Source organism: Microbispora corallina, from assembly GCF_016863035.1.
Classification (GTDB): domain Bacteria; phylum Actinomycetota; class Actinomycetes; order Streptosporangiales; family Streptosporangiaceae; genus Microbispora; species Microbispora corallina.
Genome location: NZ_BOOC01000023.1, coordinates 68,911 through 84,615, shown reverse-complemented (window position 1 = coordinate 84,615; position 15,705 = coordinate 68,911). Strand labels below are relative to the sequence as shown.

The following is a 15,705-nucleotide window of genomic DNA, read 5'->3' as shown; positions in this document are numbered from 1 at the left end:
CCATGACCGAAGTCGCCGTCCAGCCGCCGGTGGTCGCCACCCGATGGTGGCGCGACGCCGTGATCTACCAGGTGTACGTGCGCAGCTTCGCGGACGGCAACGGCGACGGCGTGGGGGACCTCCCGGGGGTGCGCAGCCGCCTGCCGTACCTGGCCGAGCTCGGTGCGGACGCCGTCTGGCTGACCCCGTTCTACCCCTCGCCCATGGCCGACTTCGGGTACGACGTGGCGGACTACCGCGACGTCGACCCGATCTTCGGGTCGCTCGCCGACGCCACGGCGCTGATCGAGGAGGCCCACGCGCTGGGCCTGCGGATCATCGTGGACGTCGTGCCGAACCACACCTCCGACCGGCACCCCTGGTTCGCGGCCGCCCTGGCCGCCGGACCGGGCGGCCGGGAGCGGGAGCGCTACATCTTCCGGGACGGCAAGGGCCCGGACGGCGCGCTCCCGCCGAACGACTGGGAGTCCATCTTCGGCGGCCCCGCCTGGACCAGGGTTCCCGACGGCCAGTGGTACCTCCACCTGTTCGCGCCCGAGCAGCCCGACCTGAACTGGGAGCACCCCGAGGTGCACGCCGAGTTCGCCGACGTGCTGCGGTTCTGGCTCGACCTCGGGGTGGACGGCTTCCGGATCGACGTGGCCCACGGCATGGTCAAGGCGCCCGGCCTGCCGGACGTCGGGCGGCTCGGCCAGGCCGAGCTGATCGGCGCCCAGGTCGTGCCGTTCTTCGACCAGGACGGCGTGCACGAGATCCACCGGTCGTGGCGCCGGATCCTCGACTCCTACGACGGGGAGCGGATCGGCGTCGCCGAGGCGTGGGCGCCCTCCCCCGAGCGGCTGGCCAACTACGTCCGGCCCGACGAGCTGCACCAGGCGTTCAACTTCCACTTCCTGAAGACCCCGTGGGACGCGACCCGCTTCCGCGCGGTGGTCGACGAGTCGCTGCGCACGGCCGCCCTGGTCGGCGCCCCCTCGACGTGGGTGCTGTCCAACCACGACGTGAAGCGCCACGTCACCCGGTACGGCGGAGGGGAGCGCGGCCTGCGCCGGGCCAGGGCCGCCGCGCTGCTGATGTTCGCGCTGCCCGGCTCGGCGTACGTCTACCAGGGCGAGGAGCTCGGGCTGCCGGAGGTGCTCGACCTGCCCGAGCACTACCTGCGCGACCCGCAGCGGCTGCGCGACCCCGACAGCGGGCGCGACGGCTGCCGGGTGCCGCTGCCGTGGACGGCCGCCGGCGACCCCACGCTCGGCTTCGCCCCTCCCGGCATCTACGAGAGCTGGCTCCCGGTGCCTCCGGGGTGGCGGGACCTCAGCGTCGAGGCCCAGCAGCGCGACGGCGCCTCCACCCTCGCCCTCTACCGGGCGGCCCTGACGATGCGGCGCGAACACCCGGGCCTCGGCGACGGCACGCTGACGTGGCTGGACGGGCCGCGCGGCACGCTCGCCTTCACCCGCGGGCACGGGTTCACGTTCCTGATGAACATGACGCCGGAGTGGGTCGAGATCGGGCCGGCCCCCGGCGAGCTGCTGCTGGCCAGCGGCGGGCCGGACACGGCCGGCGGCGTCGTCAGGCTCGCGCCCGACTCGGCCACCTGGTGGGCGGCCGGGACGGATCGGTGAGGGCCCGCGGGAGAACCGCAACGGCAGAAGATCTGAGGGGCACGACCTAAAGTGATGCTCATGAACAACACGCGGCTCGCGGACATCGCGGCTCAGGCGGGAGTCAGCGAGGCGACGGTGAGCCGGGTGCTGAACGGCAAGGCGGGGGTGTCGGCCTCCACCCGCCAGGCCGTGCTGACCGCGCTCGACCTGATGGGGTACGAACGCCCGCAGCGGCTGCGCCAGCGCAGCAACGGCCTGATCGGCCTGGTCATCCCCGAGCTGGGCAACCCGATCTTCCCGGCCTTCGCGCAGGCGGTGGAGAAGGCGCTCACCCAGCACGGCTACACCCCGATCCTGTGCACCCAGGAACCCGGCGGCGCCCCCGAGGACGAGTTCACCGAGATGCTGCTCGACCGCGGCGTCTCCGGCATCGTGTTCGTGTCGGGCCTGCACGCCGACACCACCGCCCGGATGGACCGCTACACCCGGCTCACCGACCGGGGCCTGCCGATCGTGCTGGTGGACGGGTACAACGAGGGCATCCCCGCGCCGTTCATCTCGCCCGACGACCGGCTCGCGGCCCGTCTCGCCGTCCAGCACCTGGTCGACCTCGGGCACGAGCGGGTCGGGCTCGCCCTGGGCCAGCGCCGCTTCGTCCCGGTCATCCGCAAGATCGAGGGCTTCCGCCAGACGATGGCCCAGCTCCTCGGGTTGTCCGGCGTCGACGAGCTGATCCAGCACTCGCTGTTCTCGGTCGAGGGCGGCCAGGCGGCCGCCGGGGCGCTCATCGACCGCGGCTGCACCGGGATCTTCTGCGCCAGCGACCTCATGGCCCTCGGCGCGATCCGCGCGGCCCGGGAGCGCGGGCTGTCGGTCCCGGGCGACGTGTCGGTGGTCGGCTTCGACGACTCGCCGCTGATGGCGTTCACCGACCCGCCGCTGACCACGGTGCGCAAGCCGATCGGCGCGATGGCCGCGGCCGCCGTCGAGACCCTGCTGGAGGAGATCGGCGGCACCCCTTCCAAGCACGTCGAGCTGATCTACCAGCCGGAGCTGGTGGTCCGCGGGTCCACCAGCTCGGGCCCGCTCGTCAACCGGTGACCGTGGACGTCCTCGTCGTCGGGGGCTCCGGCGTCGACACCACCGTCCGGGTTCCCGCGCTGCCCCTGCCGTACGCCGACACCTACGCCGTCCCGCCCGTCCTGGACCGCATCGGCAACACCGGCGCGGGGGTGGCGCTCGGCTGCCACGCCCTCGGCCTGCGGGTGCTCCTGGTCGACCTCGTCGGCGACGACCCGCAGGGCGCGCTGATCCGGGCGCACCTGTCGTCGCGCGGCGTCGGCTTCGCCTTCGCGCGGGCGGAGGCGGGCACGCGGCGCAGTGTCCTGCTCGTCGACCCGGCGGGACGGCGGCTGTCGCTGTTCGACCCGCGGCCGTCGCCGGGTGAGCGGCTGCCGCGCGACCTCTACCTGCCCGCCCTCCGTGAGGCGCGGCACGTGCACGTGTCGATCACCGACTTCTGCCGGCACGTCTACGCGGACATCCCGCCCGGCACGCCGACCTCCACCGACCTGCACGACTGGGACGGCGAGAACGACCACCACCGTGACTTCGCCGGCAACTCCGACCTGGTGTTCCTGTCCGCGGCCGCGCTCGGCGCCCGCCGGGACGCGGTCATGCGCTCGATCGCGGACCGCGGCCGGGCCTCGACCGTGGTGTGCACGGACGGCGCCCGGGGATGCCACGTGCTCGGCGAGAGCGGCGAGATCCGGCACTTCCCGGCGCAACCGCTGCCCGGCCCGGTGGCCGACACCAACGGCGCGGGCGACGCGTTCGTCTCCGGCTTCCTGTACGGCAGGCTCTCCGGCCGCCCACTGGAGGAGTGCGTACGGCTGGGCGGGCTCGCCGGGGCGCACGCGTGCACGGTCGAGGGCACCCACGAGGACCCGTGGAAAGGGCCCGCGACCGGCGGGTGAGACGGTCGCGGGCCCGAAATCCATGAACGTGGTGCCGGGTCGCGGCCACGAGCATGGCCGCCGGCTCCGCCGAGGGAGGGTGGCTCGGCCGGCGAGGTCTGGAGGGTGTGCCGGTCAGGGGCGCAGCGTGGCCGCCTCCGCCGCCAGCTTCTCGATCCGCCCGAAGTCGCCGGAGGCCAGGGCGTCGGCGGGGGTCAGCCAGCTTCCGCCGACGCAGCCGACGTTCGGCAGCGCCAGATAGGACGGCGCGTTCCGCGGCGTGACGCCGCCGGTCGGGCAGAAGCGGACGTCGGGCAGCGGCCCGCCCAGCGACTTGAGGTAGGCGACGCCGCCCGCGGCCTCCGCGGGGAAGAACTTCATCTCCTTGATGCCGCGCTCGGCCAGGGTCATCGCCTCGGTGGCGGTCGCCGCGCCCGGGAGGAACAGCACGCCGGAGCCGAGCAGCGCGGCGAGCAGGGCCGGTGTGGTGCCGGGGGAGACGAGGAAGCGGGCGCCCGCCTCGACGGCCGCCTCGACGTCGTCCGGGGTGCGGACCGTGCCGGCGCCCACCACGGCCTCGGGCACCTCGGCGGCCACCCGGCGGACCGCCTCCAGCGCGGCCGGGGTGCGCAGCGTGATCTCGATCATCGGCAGCCCGCCCGTGACCAGCGCGCGGGCGAGGGGGACGGCGGTCTCCGCGTCGTCGACGACCACGACGGGCACCACGGGGGCGAGATCGAGAAGGCTCATACCAGCTCCACATTAGAGGAAACCTGGGCGAGCCAGGCGGCCGCCCCGGTGAGCGCGGGGTGCTCCGCGACGATCAGCGAGGTGGCGACGGCCGAGAGGTAGGGCGCCAGCGCGGGGGCCGCCGTCTCGAACCGGGCGCGGAAGGCGCCGCCACCGATCCGGTCCGCCAGGCGGGGCAGCACGCCGCCGCCGAGGTAGACCCCGCCGCGCGCGCCCAGCGTCAGCGCCACCCCGCCGGCGAAGCCGCCGAGCATCGCCAGGAACACCTCGACGGTCTCCAGGCAGAGCGGGTCGGCCGACGCGGTGACCTCGGCCGCCGTGCCCGCGACCGGCGCCACGCCGCGGACCAGCGCGAGCCCCCGGTGGAGGCGGGCCAGCCCGGGGCCGGACAGCAGGTGCTCGGCGTCCACGTACGGCAGGCCGTCCGCGCGCAGCGCACGGACGATCTCCATCTCCAGGTCGGTCACGGCGGGGGCGGCGACGTGCCCGCCCTCCCCGGGCACCGGCGCCCAACCGCCGGGCACGGGCACCAGGCCGCCGACCCCGAGGCCCGTCCCGGGCCCGAGCACGGCCTTGGCCAGCCGGGCCGACGGCGGGGGGCCGCCGAGCGGCACGAGGTCGTCTCCCGCGAGATGCGGCAGCGAGATCGCGAGCGCCTCGAAGTCGTTGAGCAGCACCGCGCGGGGGATGCCCAGGTCGAGGACGGACCCGGCCCATGCCGCGTTCGTCAGCCGGTACCGGTCCCTGTCGACAGGACCGGCGATCGCCAGACACGCGGCCTCCGGCCGAACTCCGCCCGCATGGTCTGCGAGATAGGCGGCTACGGCATCGGCAAGGCCGTGATGCTGGGACACGTTCAGTACGGCTACCGCCTCCGGCTGCCCGGCGGGCCTGGTCACCAAACCGAACCGGGCGTTGGTGCCGCCGATGTCGGCGACGAGCCACGGGAGGTTCACGCAACGTCCCCGAACACACTCGCCCCCCGCTCGGCGGGGCCGACGGTGCGGCGGAAGGAGGCGAACAGCTCACGGCCCGTCCCCGCCCACAGCTCGTCGGGCAGGGGAGCGCCCTCCGGAGTGCGCGCGGACAGGTCGGCGAGGACGGTCAGGGTCCCGGCGGCCGAGTCGAGACGGATCACGTCGCCGTCGCGCACCAGCGCGATCGGCCCCCCGTCGGCCGCCTCGGGGGACAGGTGGATGGCGGCCGGGACCTTGCCCGACGCGCCCGACATGCGGCCGTCGGTGACGATCGCCACCTTCCGGCCGCGGTCGAGTAAGACCGCCAGCGGCGGCGTGAGCTTGTGCAGCTCCGGCATGCCGTTGGCCCGCGGGCCCTGGTAGCGGACGACCGCGACGAAGTCCTGGTCGTCCAGCTCACCGGCCTCGAACGCCCGCAGCAGGTCGAGCTGGTCGTCGAACACCTTGGCCGGGGCCTCGATCACCAGGTGCTCCGGCTTGACCGCCGACACCTTCGACACTGCCCGGCCCAGGTTGCCGTCCAGGATGTGGATGCCGCCGTCGGCGGAGAACGGGTCGGCGACCGGCCGCAGCACGTCGAGGTCGCCGCTGCCCTCGGCCCGCTCCTCCCACACCAGGACGCCCTCCTTGAGCGCGGGCTCGGTCCGGTAGAAGCCGAGGCCGCGCCCGGCCACCGTGAGCACGTCGGCGTGCAGGAGTCCCGCGTCGAGCAGGTCCCCGATGAAGACCGGCATGCCGCCCGCGGCCTGGAAGTGGTTCACGTCGGCCTGGCCGTTCGGGTACATCCGGGTGAGCAGCGGCACGACCTTGGACAGGTCGGCCATGTCATCCCAGGTCAGCTCGATCCCGGCGGCGGCCGCCATCGCGACCAGGTGCATCGTGTGGTTGGTCGAGCCGCCGGAGGCGAGCAGGGCCACCACCGCGTTGACGATCGCCTTCTCGTCGACGACCTCGCCCACGGGCGTGTACTCCGCGCCGTGCGGGGAGATCTCGACGGCCCGGCGGCCCGCCGCCGCGGTCAGCGCGTGCCGCAACTCGGTGTGCGGGTTGACGAACGTCGCGCCCGGCAGGTGGAGGCCCATGACCTCCATGAGCAGCTGGTTCGAGTTCGCCGTGCCGTAGAAGGTGCAGGTGCCGGGGGAGTGGTAGGACGCCGCCTCGGCGTCCAGCATCTCCAGCCGGGTGATCGCGCCCTCGGCGAAGCGCTGCCGCGCCCGCGCCTTGACCTTGTTCGGCAGGCCGGAGGTCATCGGCCCGGCCGGGACGAAGATCGCCGGCAGGTGGCCGAACCGCAGGGCGCCGATGAGCAGGCCGGGGACGATCTTGTCGCACACGCCCAGCAGGAGCGCGGCGTCGAACATGTCGTGCGACAGCGCGATCGCCGTCGCCATGGCGATCACGTCGCGGCTGTAGAGCGACAGCTGCATCCCGGCGCGGCCCTGGGTGATGCCGTCGCACATGGCCGGCACGCCGCCCGCCACCTGCGCGACGCCGCCCGCCGTCCGGACCGCCCGCTTCAGCTCCGGCGGGTAGGTCTCGTACGGCTGGTGGGCAGAGAGCATGTCGTTGTACGAGGTGACGATGGCGACGCCGGGCTTGGCCGACCCGCGCAGGTCGATCTTGTCCTCGGCGGGCGCGGCGGCGAAGCCGTGCGCGAGGTTGGCGCAGCCGAGACGGCCGCGGGCCGGGCCCCGCTCGCGCAGCTCCTGGCCGGCCCGGCCGATCCGGTCGAGGTAGGCCCGGCGGCGGTCGCGGCTGCGCGCGCGGACCCGCTCGGTGACCTCGGCGATCACACGGTTCGTCACGGCAGGTCCTCCTCGTGCCAGGCACGGTCGCTGCGGGCCAGCAGCTCGTGGGCCCCGGCCGGCCCGGCGGTCCCGGCGGGGTACGGCTCGGGCAGCATCCCCGAGCCGTTCCAGTGGTCCATGATCGGATCGATCCAGCGCCAGGCGGCCTCGACCTCGTCGCGCCGCATGAACAGCGTGGGATTGCCGGACATCACGTCCATGAGCAGTCGCTCGTACGCGTCGGGGACGCGGGCGCTGAAGGTGTCGGCGAAGCTCAGGCTCAGCGGCACCGGCCGCAGCACGACCTCGCCCGCGCCCGGCTCCTTCGCCATGAGCCGCAGGTGGATGCCCTCGCTCGGCTGGAGCCGCAGCACCAGCCGGTTGGGCGAGGCGCCGGGGAAGATGGCGTGCGGCACGTCCTTGAACTGCACCACGATCTCCGACCGCCGGGCCGGCAGGCGTTTGCCGCTGCGCAGGTAGAAGGGCACGCCGGCCCAGCGCCAGTTGCGCACCTCGGCGCGTACGGCGGCGAACGTCTCGACCCGCAGGGACTCGGCCGTCGGCTGGTTCTTGTCGGGCTCGTCCAGGTACCCCGGGACCTCGGCGCCGTCCGCCCGGCCCGCCGTGTACTGCCCGCGGACCGTGAACCGGTCGACCTCGGAGCCCACGATCGGCCGCAGCGACTGCAGCACCTTGACCTTCTCGTCGCGGACGGCCTCCCGGTCGTTGCGGGACGGCGGCTCCATGGCCACCAGGCACAGCAACTGGAGGAGGTGGTTCTGCACCATGTCGCGCAGCGCGCCGGCCTGGTCGTAGTAACCCCGGCGGCCCGGCGTGCCGACCGTCTCCGCCACCGTGATCTGGACGTGGTCGATCCAGAGCGAGTTCCAGATCGGCTCGAGGAACGCGTTGGCGAACCGGAGCACGAGCAGGTTCTGGACCGTCTCCTTGCCCAGGTAGTGGTCGATCCGGAAGATCTGCGACTCGTCGAAGATCGCGCCGACCTCGTCGTTGATCGCCTGGGCGCTCGCCAGGTCGCGGCCGAGGGGCTTCTCCAGCACCACCCGCGACAGCGGCGTGACCAGCCCGGCCTCCCGGGCTCCCCGGCAGAACGCGCCGAACGTCATGGGCGGGCTGGCGAGGTAGAAGATCCGGTCGCGGTCCTCGTGGCCGTCCAGGAGCCCGGCGACCCCTTGCCAGCCCTCGGGCGCCGCGATGTCGACCGTCCGGTGGTGCAGCCTGCGGAGGAATCCGTCCCAGCCCTCGCCCCCGCTCAGGGCGGGGCGGACCTCCGCGTCGACCTTCCCCCGGTAGTCCGCGTCGTCCAGCCCGCCGCGCGACAGCGCGATGACGCGGCTGTCGGCGTGGAGCCGTCCGTCGCGGTGGCTGTGGTACAGCGCAGGCAGGAGCTTGCGCATCGCCAGGTCACCGGTGCCGCCAAAGATGATCAGGTCGGCGGGCCGGGCCGTGCCGTTCGAAAGGTCGGGCATGAGGGGGACAGTAGCGGGAAGATATGTGACTTTTCAAGCCGACTTTTGTAACTTGGGATGAATAAGTCATTGAACTTCGGTAAGCATCTGTGCTTCACTTCTCGTTAATGTCACGACTTGCGACCACCGGCGAGGTCCTCCAGCTCATCCGGAGCGGGGAGGCGGTCACGCGTGCCGACATCGGCCGCATCACGGGCCTGTCGCGCCCGGCCGTCGCCCACCGGATCACCGAGCTGCGCCGGCGCGGGCTCATCATCGAGGACGCCGAAGGCCCGTCGACCGGCGGGCGCCCCCCGGTCCGGCTCCGGTTCGACCAGGCGGGCGGCGTCGTCCTCGTCGCCTCGCTCGGCGCGAGCCGCACCCAGATCGCCCTCTGCGACCTCGCCGGCCAGGTGCTGCTGCGCACCGACCTCGACATCGACGTCGAGGAGGGCCCCGACGTGGTGCTGCCGCTGCTCATGGACACCTGGGAGAAGCTGCTCGACGGGCAGGCCCCCGTCGTGGGCGTCGGCCTCGGCGTGCCCGCCACGGTGGAGTTCGCCGCGGGGCGCACCGAGAGCGCCCGCGTGATGGCCAGCTGGACCGGCGTGGTGATCCCGCCGATCATCGCGGAGCGGTTCGCCGTGCCCGTGCTCGTCGACAACGACGTGAACGTCATCGCGATGGGGGAGCACCGCCTGGCCTACGCCTCCGAGCTCGACGACCTGCTGTTCGTGAAGGTCTCGACCAGGATCGGCGCCGGCGTGATCTCCGGCGGGAGCATCCTGCGCGGCGCGCTCGGCGCCGCCGGCGAGATCGGCCACATCCCGGTGCGGGACGGCGGCGGCGTGCTGTGCCGCTGCGGCAACCTCGACTGCGTCGACTCCGTCGCGAGCGGCACCGCGATCCTGCGCGACCTGCGGGCCAAGGGCCGCGACGTGGTCTCGCTCGCCGACGTGACCGCGCTGGTCCGCGCGGGCGACGCCGAGACGATGGCCGTCGTACGGCAGGCCGGGCGCTGGCTGGGCGAGGTCATCTCCGGGGCCGTCAACCTGCTCAACCCGGCCGTCGTCGTGCTCGGCGGCGACGTGGCCGAGATGTTCCAGCCGCTCGTCTCCGGCGTCCGCGAAGTGATCTACCGCAGGTCCACCCAGCTCGCCACCCGCAGCCTGCGGATCGAGCGCAGCCGCCTCGGACCGGGCGCCGGCATCACCGGCTGCGCGCTGATGGTGCTCGACCACGTGCTCTCCGCCGACGCCGTCGACTCCGCCGCGGTCTGAGCCGCCGGATCGGCACGCGGTCGCCCCTCGGTCGCGCGACTGTCAGGCCCGGGCCAGGAGCGCGTCGACCTGGGCGGCCAGGGGCGGGGCGCCGAGCCGGTTGTCGATCTCGTGGTGGGGCACCGCCGGCGGCTCGTCCACCCGGATGGCCCGCAGGTAGTCGGCGAAGCGCTCCAGCTTCCGGCCGTCCCTCGCGAGCCCGCGCCGGACCAGCCGCTCCCGCAGGGTGGGGCCGTCGGACCGCACCCACACCAGCCGGACGTCCGGGCCGCCCAGGTCCTCGACCCACCGCTCCCACAGCGCCGCGTCGTGCACCTGCGAGGTGAACGGGCCGCCCAGCATGACCGGGCAGCCGTGCGAGCGGATCTCCCGTGCGGTCGCCGTCATGCCGTCGTACTCGTGGCTCTTGACGTACTCGTCGTACCAGGGGCCCTCGCGCTCGTCCGGGCGCCTGCCGTACGCGGCGAGCGTGGCCTCGACGAAGCGGCCGTACATCGTGTCCTTGTCGAGCAGGGCGGGCACGGGCCGCAGACGGGCCAGCAGGAGCGCGCAGACGGTGGACTTGCCCGCCCCCGGCGGCCCGGAGACCACCCACGACGGGGGGCTCATCGGGGTGGGCCGAACGGCTCGATGGGCGGGTCTGCGTGCGGCCCGGCCGCGCCGTCCCCGCCCACTCTGCGGCCGGCGCTCTCGCTCACCCGCAGGGCGTACAGGCCGCCGCCGGGGTCGACGGGGACCAGGCCGTAGCCGGTGTCCACCTCGTCCTCCTCCAGGCCCAGGGCGCTCATGGCGGACTCCAGGCTCGCGCCCTCCGGGAGCCGCACGGTGATGAGGACCCTCGCCACGTCGCGCCCCCTTGGCTCAGGCCGCCCGCGCCGCCCTCCTGCGCAGGGCGGCGAGGATCCCGGCGACGTCCACGACGCCGTACCCGTAGTCGTAGTCATAGCCTACGTCGCTGCGATCATCGGCCGTCCTGCGGAGGAGGGTACGCAGCTGGGCCGGCGACAGCGCGGCGGAGGGCCAGCGGGTGCGGACGGCCGCGACCAGCCCGGCGGCGACCGGGCAGGCGGCCGACGTCCCCGAGTCGGGCTCGTCGGCCCCGAAGGCGCCCGACCCGGCGAAGTGGGTGTAGGAGCAGAGGTCGGGCTTGCGCGGGGCGAGCCGGCCCGGCCCCTGGGAGGAGTAGCCGACCCGCTCGCCTTTCGTGTCGACCCCGCCGATCGACAGCACACGCGGGTGCGAGTTGGCCCCGACGATGGACCGGTCGGGATAGGCGCACCGGCTGTCGGGGCACTGCCGCCCGCAGTTGCCGGCGGCGAACAGGATGTCGGCGCCCGCCTCGGCCAGGCTGCCGACGATCAGGTTGAACGGGTGCGCCGGGTTGTCCGAGTAGTTGCCGGGATGGCCCGGTGGGAAGTCCCACCGCGGGGAGAACGACCCCCAGCTGTTGCTGATCACGAGAGACCGGGAGGCCGCCGGCTGGGCCTCCAGCACGGTCCGCAGGTGGGCGTACGCCGCGAGGGCGTCGGACAGCAGGCCGTCCATCGTCGTCCCGCCCGACCGGCGCGACAGCAGGACGGGGAGGTCGACGAGCGAGGCCTTCGGGGCGGCGACGAGCGTGTCGAACGCGCACATCGTGCCGTGGTCCACGGCGAACTCCCCGGCCCGGCCGGACACGCCGGCGGGGTTCCAGCTGCGCTCCCGGTCCACCGTGACCGCCCGGCCCAGGGCCGCCGACACGTGACCGGCGTTGATCCCGGTGTCGGTGATCGCCAGGGGCACGCCGGAGCCGTCGAGGCCCTCCGCGGCGAGGTCGGTCACCCGCAGCAGCCGCTCCACGTCGTGCCAGTCGCCCACAGGCCCGTCGCCGCCGCAGGTGGGCGTGCTCTCGATGACCGGGTCAGCGTACACCGCGACCACGTCCCGCCGGGTCGCGGGCAGCAGCGAGACCCGGGTGGAGATCTCGTCGTCGCCGATCTCCCCGCGCACCACGACGGACGCCTCGTGCGGCGCCATCGAGAACGCCAGCGGCTGGTTCAGCGACAGGGGGTCGCCGCCCGGGACCGCCGGCATCGGGCGGGGCACCGCCACCGGGCCGTAGGACCGGTCGAGCACCACGCCCGGCAGGCCGTCGGCCACGTCGGCGGCCGTCGCCGTGGCCGTGCGGCCGGCGACCGCGGCGACCAGATCGGGGGAGGGACGCAGCTGGATCAGTACGCGCACCGGTTTCACTCCGTGACTAGACGATTACGTCGCGTCACAACGATGCGTCATCCGGGCGGCGGAGTCCACCGTTTTCGCAGGGTTCCTGGGCCTCTCGTGGGGACGAGAGGCCCCGGAGTGTCAGAACCCGCAGAGCTCCGACAGGCTCTTGGCCGCCTGATCGTTCGGCGTCGGGGTCTGCCCGGGCGTCGAGACGCGCGGCGACGGCGTGGACGAGGGCGACGCCGAGACGGACGGCGTGGGGCGCGCTCCGGAGGCGAGCGCGGACGCGGCCGGGCTCGGCCCGGTCGCCGCCGTCACCTGGTCGGCCATCGACTCGCGGACGGCCTCACGGGTCAGGTTCCGGATCTTCACCCAGTCGGGGTTGCCGGGGTAGATCACCGGAGGCACGAACTGCAGGCTGGTGATCTTGGCGTTCCGCACCTTCATGCCGAGCGGCACCAGGTGCTCCAGCAGGTCGCGGGGGATGTCCGTGCGGAACATGTGGCGGGCGGCAGCGGCGATCTTGGTGAAGTTCGCGAGGACGGTGGCCGGGGTGACCTGGTGCGCGAGGGCGCCGATGACGCAGCGCTGCCGGGCCATCCGGGAGAAGTCGTCGCTGTCCACCCGGGAGCGGCCGTACCAGAGCACCTCCTCGCCGTTCAGCGTCCGGTAGCCCGCCTTGATCGTGCCGGCGGTGCCGAAGTGGCCGCCCCACTTGACGTCCCGCTCGACCCGGATCTTGAGGCCGCCGACCGCGTCGATCAGCGCGGCGAAGCCGAACATGTCGACCATGGCGTAGTAGTCGATGTGCAGGCCGAGGGTGTAGCCGATGGCGTCCTTGAGCGCCTGGGCGCCCCGGTTCTTGCCGCCCATGACCTGCGGGTTGTTGTCCGCGTAGTACCAGACCGAGTTGAGCAGGCCCTGCCCCTCGGCGTTGAAGCCGTCGGGGAACAGCCGGTGCAGCGGGCTGGTCGGCGGGAAGCGGACGTACTGGAGGTTGCGCGGCAGGCTCAGCAGCACGGTGTTGCCGGTGGCGATGTTCACGCTCGCGACGGTCATGGAGTCGGTGCGCACGCCGATGCGATTGCCGGCGGCGTCGCCGCCGATGAGCAGGAAGTTGACCCGCTTGCGGCCGTTCCAGGGGTCCTCGGCCCTGATCTGGGACACCGTCACGCCGGGCTCGGGCGCCGTCACCGCGTCGAGCGTCTGGCTCGCGGTCCTGACGTACCCCGCGGTGACGGCGAACGGCGCCATCACGGACACGCACAGCACCCCGGCGACGATGCCCGACACGATCTGGCCGCCCTGGGGCAGGCGCTGCGGCCGCAGGGCGACGAACGACAGGGCGACGAGCGCGAACCAGGCCACCGCGCACACGCCGGCGCCGATCATGATGGCCGTCAGCGTGCTGCCGCGCACGGCGGCTCCGGCGTCGCCCACGAGGCGCAGGGCGAAGACGACCACGGCCACCAGGCCCGCTCCGAACACGCCGAGCAGGGCGAACCCGATGCGGCGGTTGCCGGCCCGCAGGTGCGCCGCGCCGGGGACGACGGCCGACAGGGCCGTCCAGCCGATGAGCGAGGCGGTGGTCAGCGGCTTGGCGTAGCGAGGCTCCCGGCCCTTCCGCGGGCGGACGTCCCGCCGCTCGGGCGCCTGCCCGTCCTGCCCCTCAGAGCTCTGCCCGTCCGGGGGACGCCCGGTCTGCTCAGCGGGACCCCCGTCGCCCATGGTTCACCGCACTCTCCTCTGCGAACGTTGGCTAGGGAGTCTAACCCCCATATCCGGACAATGCCGACGTAAACCCAGCTTTGCGGCCTACCGTTACGACACCGAGGCCGCGCCGACGGCCCAGGTGTTGCACTGGTACGCGAGGGGGCGCGTGTACCCCTGCCGGAACCAGGCGGCGTTGCTCCGCGTCGTCCCGTGGTCGCGCGGGCCGCCCGGCGGGTCGCCCAGATGGGTGTACGCCCACAGGAGCGTGTTCCGCTGGGCCGTGGTGATCGGGTAGCTGGCCGCGACCGAGCGCATGAACATCCCGCCGAAGCAGGTCGCCTGGAGTTCGTGCCGGCGGCTGAGACCCATCCGCTCGCTCTGGGAGTGGGCGTCGAGCGTCCGCTCCCACCAGGAGTCCGAGATGCCGGACAGGTTCTGGATGTGATGGCCGTACTCGTGGGCCATCATGCTGATGATGATCCCGTTCCACGAGCCCAGCGAGCCGTACTCCCGGGTCATGGCGCTGGTGGAGGCGTAGATCGTGCGGTTGCTGGGACAGTAGTACGGCACGTTGCTCCCGGGTGCGGGGTAGTCGCCGCAGGCCCCCCGTCCCCTGGTCCGCGCGATCATGTAGCTCGGTGGTGTCCAGGCGATCCCGACCTTGCGCAGCGCCGGAGCCCACGCCTTGCCCATGCAGGTGCCGGTCTTCAGGATGAGCGCCTTGAACTGGGTGTGGTTGTAGATGCTCGCGCCGCCCGCCGGGCAGTTCGTCCTGGGCAGCCCGCCGGCCCGGTAGACCGTGTTGTTCTTCAGGCTCCGGTTGAGCACACGCGGGGTCGGGGGCTTCGTGGGGGCCGCGGTCGGCGGCGACGTCGGCCGCCGGGTCGTACCCGAGGTGGGCTCGGACGTCGGCTCGTAGGTCGGCAGTGTCGGGACCCCGTACGTCGGGATCGCGACCGGCGACACGGGCTCGGACCGGTGGGCGGAGCGCAGCAGCGCGCCCGCGACGGCGAGCAGGACGAAGACGACCGCGACCGCGCCGACGAGGCCGCCGATCAGCGCCCCCGCCCCGGATCTGCGCTTGGGCGGACGCCACCCGGGGGCGTACCCGGGCGGGCCGTACGGTACCGGCGGGACGGGCGGCCGCGGGTACCCCGGCCGACCCGAGGGCTGGCCCGGGGACTGCGGCGGGTACGGCGGTGCGTATGGCGGCGGGGGGACGCTCGGCGGCGGCAGGTTCGGGGCCGGTGGCGTGTTCGGGGGCGGCGGGACGTTGCGGGGTCCGGGCTGCGCGAGGTCCGGACTGCCTGGCCACGGGCGGGGCCGCGGCCCGGGGTCCCGGAACGCCTGGGGGTCCGGCTGCCGCGGGTATCCGCCCGGCCCCTGCCGCTCCCCGCCCTGCTGGTACGGCCCGCCCTGCTGCTGCGGGCCTGGCTGGTACTGGCCCGGCTGCTGGGGCCCGGCCGGCTGGTACGCCTCACGTGGCTGGTACGGCCCGCCCTGCTGGTACTGGCCCGGCCGGTACGGCCCGCCCGGATGCTGGGGCCCGGCGGGTTGGTACGTCTCGCCCGGTTGGTACGAACCCTGCTGCTGCGGGCCGGGGTCGGGGTACTGCGGCCACCCGGGAGGGGGCGGCGGCGCCGGGACGCCGGGGGTGTGGCCGAGATCCTGGGAACGGGGCCAGTGGGCGTCCGGGGGCAGGGTGCCCGGCCAGGGAGGACTCCCGGAAAGGGATTCCTGGTCATCCGAATTGTCCCTGTCCGGACCCTGTCCGAATGGTTCAGGGGAATTCGGCCCGGACGAATACGGAGGACGGCCCCGTGGTGGCGGCGGAGGGTACTGCGGCGCCAAGACATCGCCCCCTTCGTCGATTTGGGGCAAAAGAATACTGATTTCCCAGGGGTCACGGATGTAGCAGATGTCAGGTACATTCCGTAATCATCCGAGGTGATCTCTGCGATGTTC

13 protein-coding genes are annotated in these 15,705 nt (G+C 73.6%); 4 read left to right on the top strand and 9 right to left on the bottom strand.

The annotated features are described in order from the left end of the window. Nucleotides 1-2 precede the first annotated feature (2 nt). From Mco01_RS22940 to Mco01_RS22930, 3 genes are read left to right on the top strand one after another with little or no spacing between them, the layout of a single operon-like run. Nucleotides 3-1,622, top strand: coding sequence for a glycoside hydrolase family 13 protein (locus Mco01_RS22940; protein ID WP_204058959.1), 1,620 nt, complete (start codon nucleotides 3-5; stop codon nucleotides 1,620-1,622). A gap of 60 nt (nucleotides 1,623-1,682) precedes the next feature. Continuing rightward, nucleotides 1,683-2,705, top strand: a complete 1,023-nt coding sequence (locus Mco01_RS22935) for a LacI family DNA-binding transcriptional regulator (protein WP_204058958.1) — start codon at nucleotides 1,683-1,685, stop codon at nucleotides 2,703-2,705. Next, nucleotides 2,702-3,580 (top strand): carbohydrate kinase family protein, encoded by an 879-nt coding sequence (locus Mco01_RS22930; protein WP_204058957.1) that lies wholly within the window; start codon nucleotides 2,702-2,704, stop codon nucleotides 3,578-3,580. Before Mco01_RS22935 ends, Mco01_RS22930 begins: the two co-directional genes overlap by 4 nt. A gap of 114 nt (nucleotides 3,581-3,694) precedes the next feature. Here the strand turns inward: Mco01_RS22930 and eda are convergent, their stop codons facing one another. The 4 genes from eda to zwf are packed head-to-tail and all read right to left on the bottom strand — an operon-like array spanning nucleotide 3,695 to nucleotide 8,563. After that, complete coding sequence (eda, locus tag Mco01_RS22925; protein WP_204058956.1) at nucleotides 3,695-4,309, bottom strand: bifunctional 4-hydroxy-2-oxoglutarate aldolase/2-dehydro-3-deoxy-phosphogluconate aldolase; 615 nt, start codon at nucleotides 4,307-4,309, stop codon at nucleotides 3,695-3,697. Then, nucleotides 4,306-5,265, bottom strand: coding sequence for a glucokinase (locus Mco01_RS22920; protein ID WP_204058955.1), 960 nt, complete (start codon nucleotides 5,263-5,265; stop codon nucleotides 4,306-4,308). Before Mco01_RS22920 ends, eda begins: the two co-directional genes overlap by 4 nt. Further along, a complete protein-coding gene (gene edd / locus Mco01_RS22915) occupies nucleotides 5,262-7,091 on the bottom strand; it encodes a phosphogluconate dehydratase (RefSeq protein ID WP_239103842.1) in 1,830 nt (609 codons plus the stop codon). The genes Mco01_RS22920 and edd overlap by 4 nt, the downstream gene beginning before the upstream one ends. Continuing rightward, the gene (gene zwf, locus Mco01_RS22910; RefSeq protein WP_204058954.1) at nucleotides 7,088-8,563 is read right to left on the bottom strand and encodes a glucose-6-phosphate dehydrogenase; all 1,476 of its coding nucleotides are present in this window, start codon (nucleotides 8,561-8,563) and stop codon (nucleotides 7,088-7,090) included. Before zwf ends, edd begins: the two co-directional genes overlap by 4 nt. A gap of 107 nt (nucleotides 8,564-8,670) precedes the next feature. On the opposite strand from zwf, the gene Mco01_RS22905 reads away from it, so the two are divergent. Continuing rightward, nucleotides 8,671-9,822, top strand: coding sequence for an ROK family transcriptional regulator (locus tag Mco01_RS22905; RefSeq protein WP_204058953.1), 1,152 nt, complete (start codon nucleotides 8,671-8,673; stop codon nucleotides 9,820-9,822). A 42-nt stretch (nucleotides 9,823-9,864) separates the two neighbouring features. Here the strand turns inward: Mco01_RS22905 and Mco01_RS22900 are convergent, their stop codons facing one another. The 5 genes from Mco01_RS22900 to Mco01_RS39225 form a co-directional block, all read right to left on the bottom strand. After that, entirely contained in the window at nucleotides 9,865-10,431 is a 567-nt protein-coding gene (locus tag Mco01_RS22900) for a P-loop nucleotide/nucleoside kinase family protein (protein WP_204058952.1), read from the bottom strand. Next, nucleotides 10,428-10,667: a hypothetical protein gene (locus Mco01_RS22895; RefSeq protein WP_036320031.1), complete on the bottom strand. Its 240-nt coding sequence runs from the start codon at nucleotides 10,665-10,667 to the stop codon at nucleotides 10,428-10,430. The genes Mco01_RS22900 and Mco01_RS22895 overlap by 4 nt, the downstream gene beginning before the upstream one ends. 16 nt (nucleotides 10,668-10,683) lie before the next feature. Beyond that, the gene (locus Mco01_RS22890; RefSeq protein ID WP_204058951.1) at nucleotides 10,684-12,045 is read right to left on the bottom strand and encodes a S8 family serine peptidase; all 1,362 of its coding nucleotides are present in this window, start codon (nucleotides 12,043-12,045) and stop codon (nucleotides 10,684-10,686) included. A gap of 120 nt (nucleotides 12,046-12,165) precedes the next feature. Beyond that, nucleotides 12,166-13,755, bottom strand: coding sequence for an LCP family glycopolymer transferase (locus Mco01_RS22885; protein WP_204058950.1), 1,590 nt, complete (start codon nucleotides 13,753-13,755; stop codon nucleotides 12,166-12,168). Between the two features lie 93 nt (nucleotides 13,756-13,848). Beyond that, entirely contained in the window at nucleotides 13,849-15,591 is a 1,743-nt protein-coding gene (locus Mco01_RS39225; RefSeq protein ID WP_239103841.1) for a neutral zinc metallopeptidase, read from the bottom strand. Between the last annotated feature and the right edge of the window lie 114 nt (nucleotides 15,592-15,705).

Excerpts from the sequence above, each read along its gene's own strand:
- Mco01_RS22940 (WP_204058959.1), top strand. The coding sequence starts at position 3 with ATGACCGAAGTCGCCGTCCAGCCGCCGGTGGTCGCCACCCGATGGTGG.
- Mco01_RS22935 (WP_204058958.1), top strand. The coding sequence starts at position 1,683 with ATGAACAACACGCGGCTCGCGGACATCGCGGCTCAGGCGGGAGTCAGC.
- eda (WP_204058956.1), bottom strand. The coding sequence starts at position 4,309 with ATGAGCCTTCTCGATCTCGCCCCCGTGGTGCCCGTCGTGGTCGTCGAC.
- zwf (WP_204058954.1), bottom strand. The coding sequence starts at position 8,563 with ATGCCCGACCTTTCGAACGGCACGGCCCGGCCCGCCGACCTGATCATC.
- Mco01_RS22905 (WP_204058953.1), top strand. The coding sequence starts at position 8,671 with ATGTCACGACTTGCGACCACCGGCGAGGTCCTCCAGCTCATCCGGAGC.
- Mco01_RS22900 (WP_204058952.1), bottom strand. The coding sequence starts at position 10,431 with ATGAGCCCCCCGTCGTGGGTGGTCTCCGGGCCGCCGGGGGCGGGCAAG.
- Mco01_RS22885 (WP_204058950.1), bottom strand. The coding sequence starts at position 13,755 with ATGGGCGACGGGGGTCCCGCTGAGCAGACCGGGCGTCCCCCGGACGGG.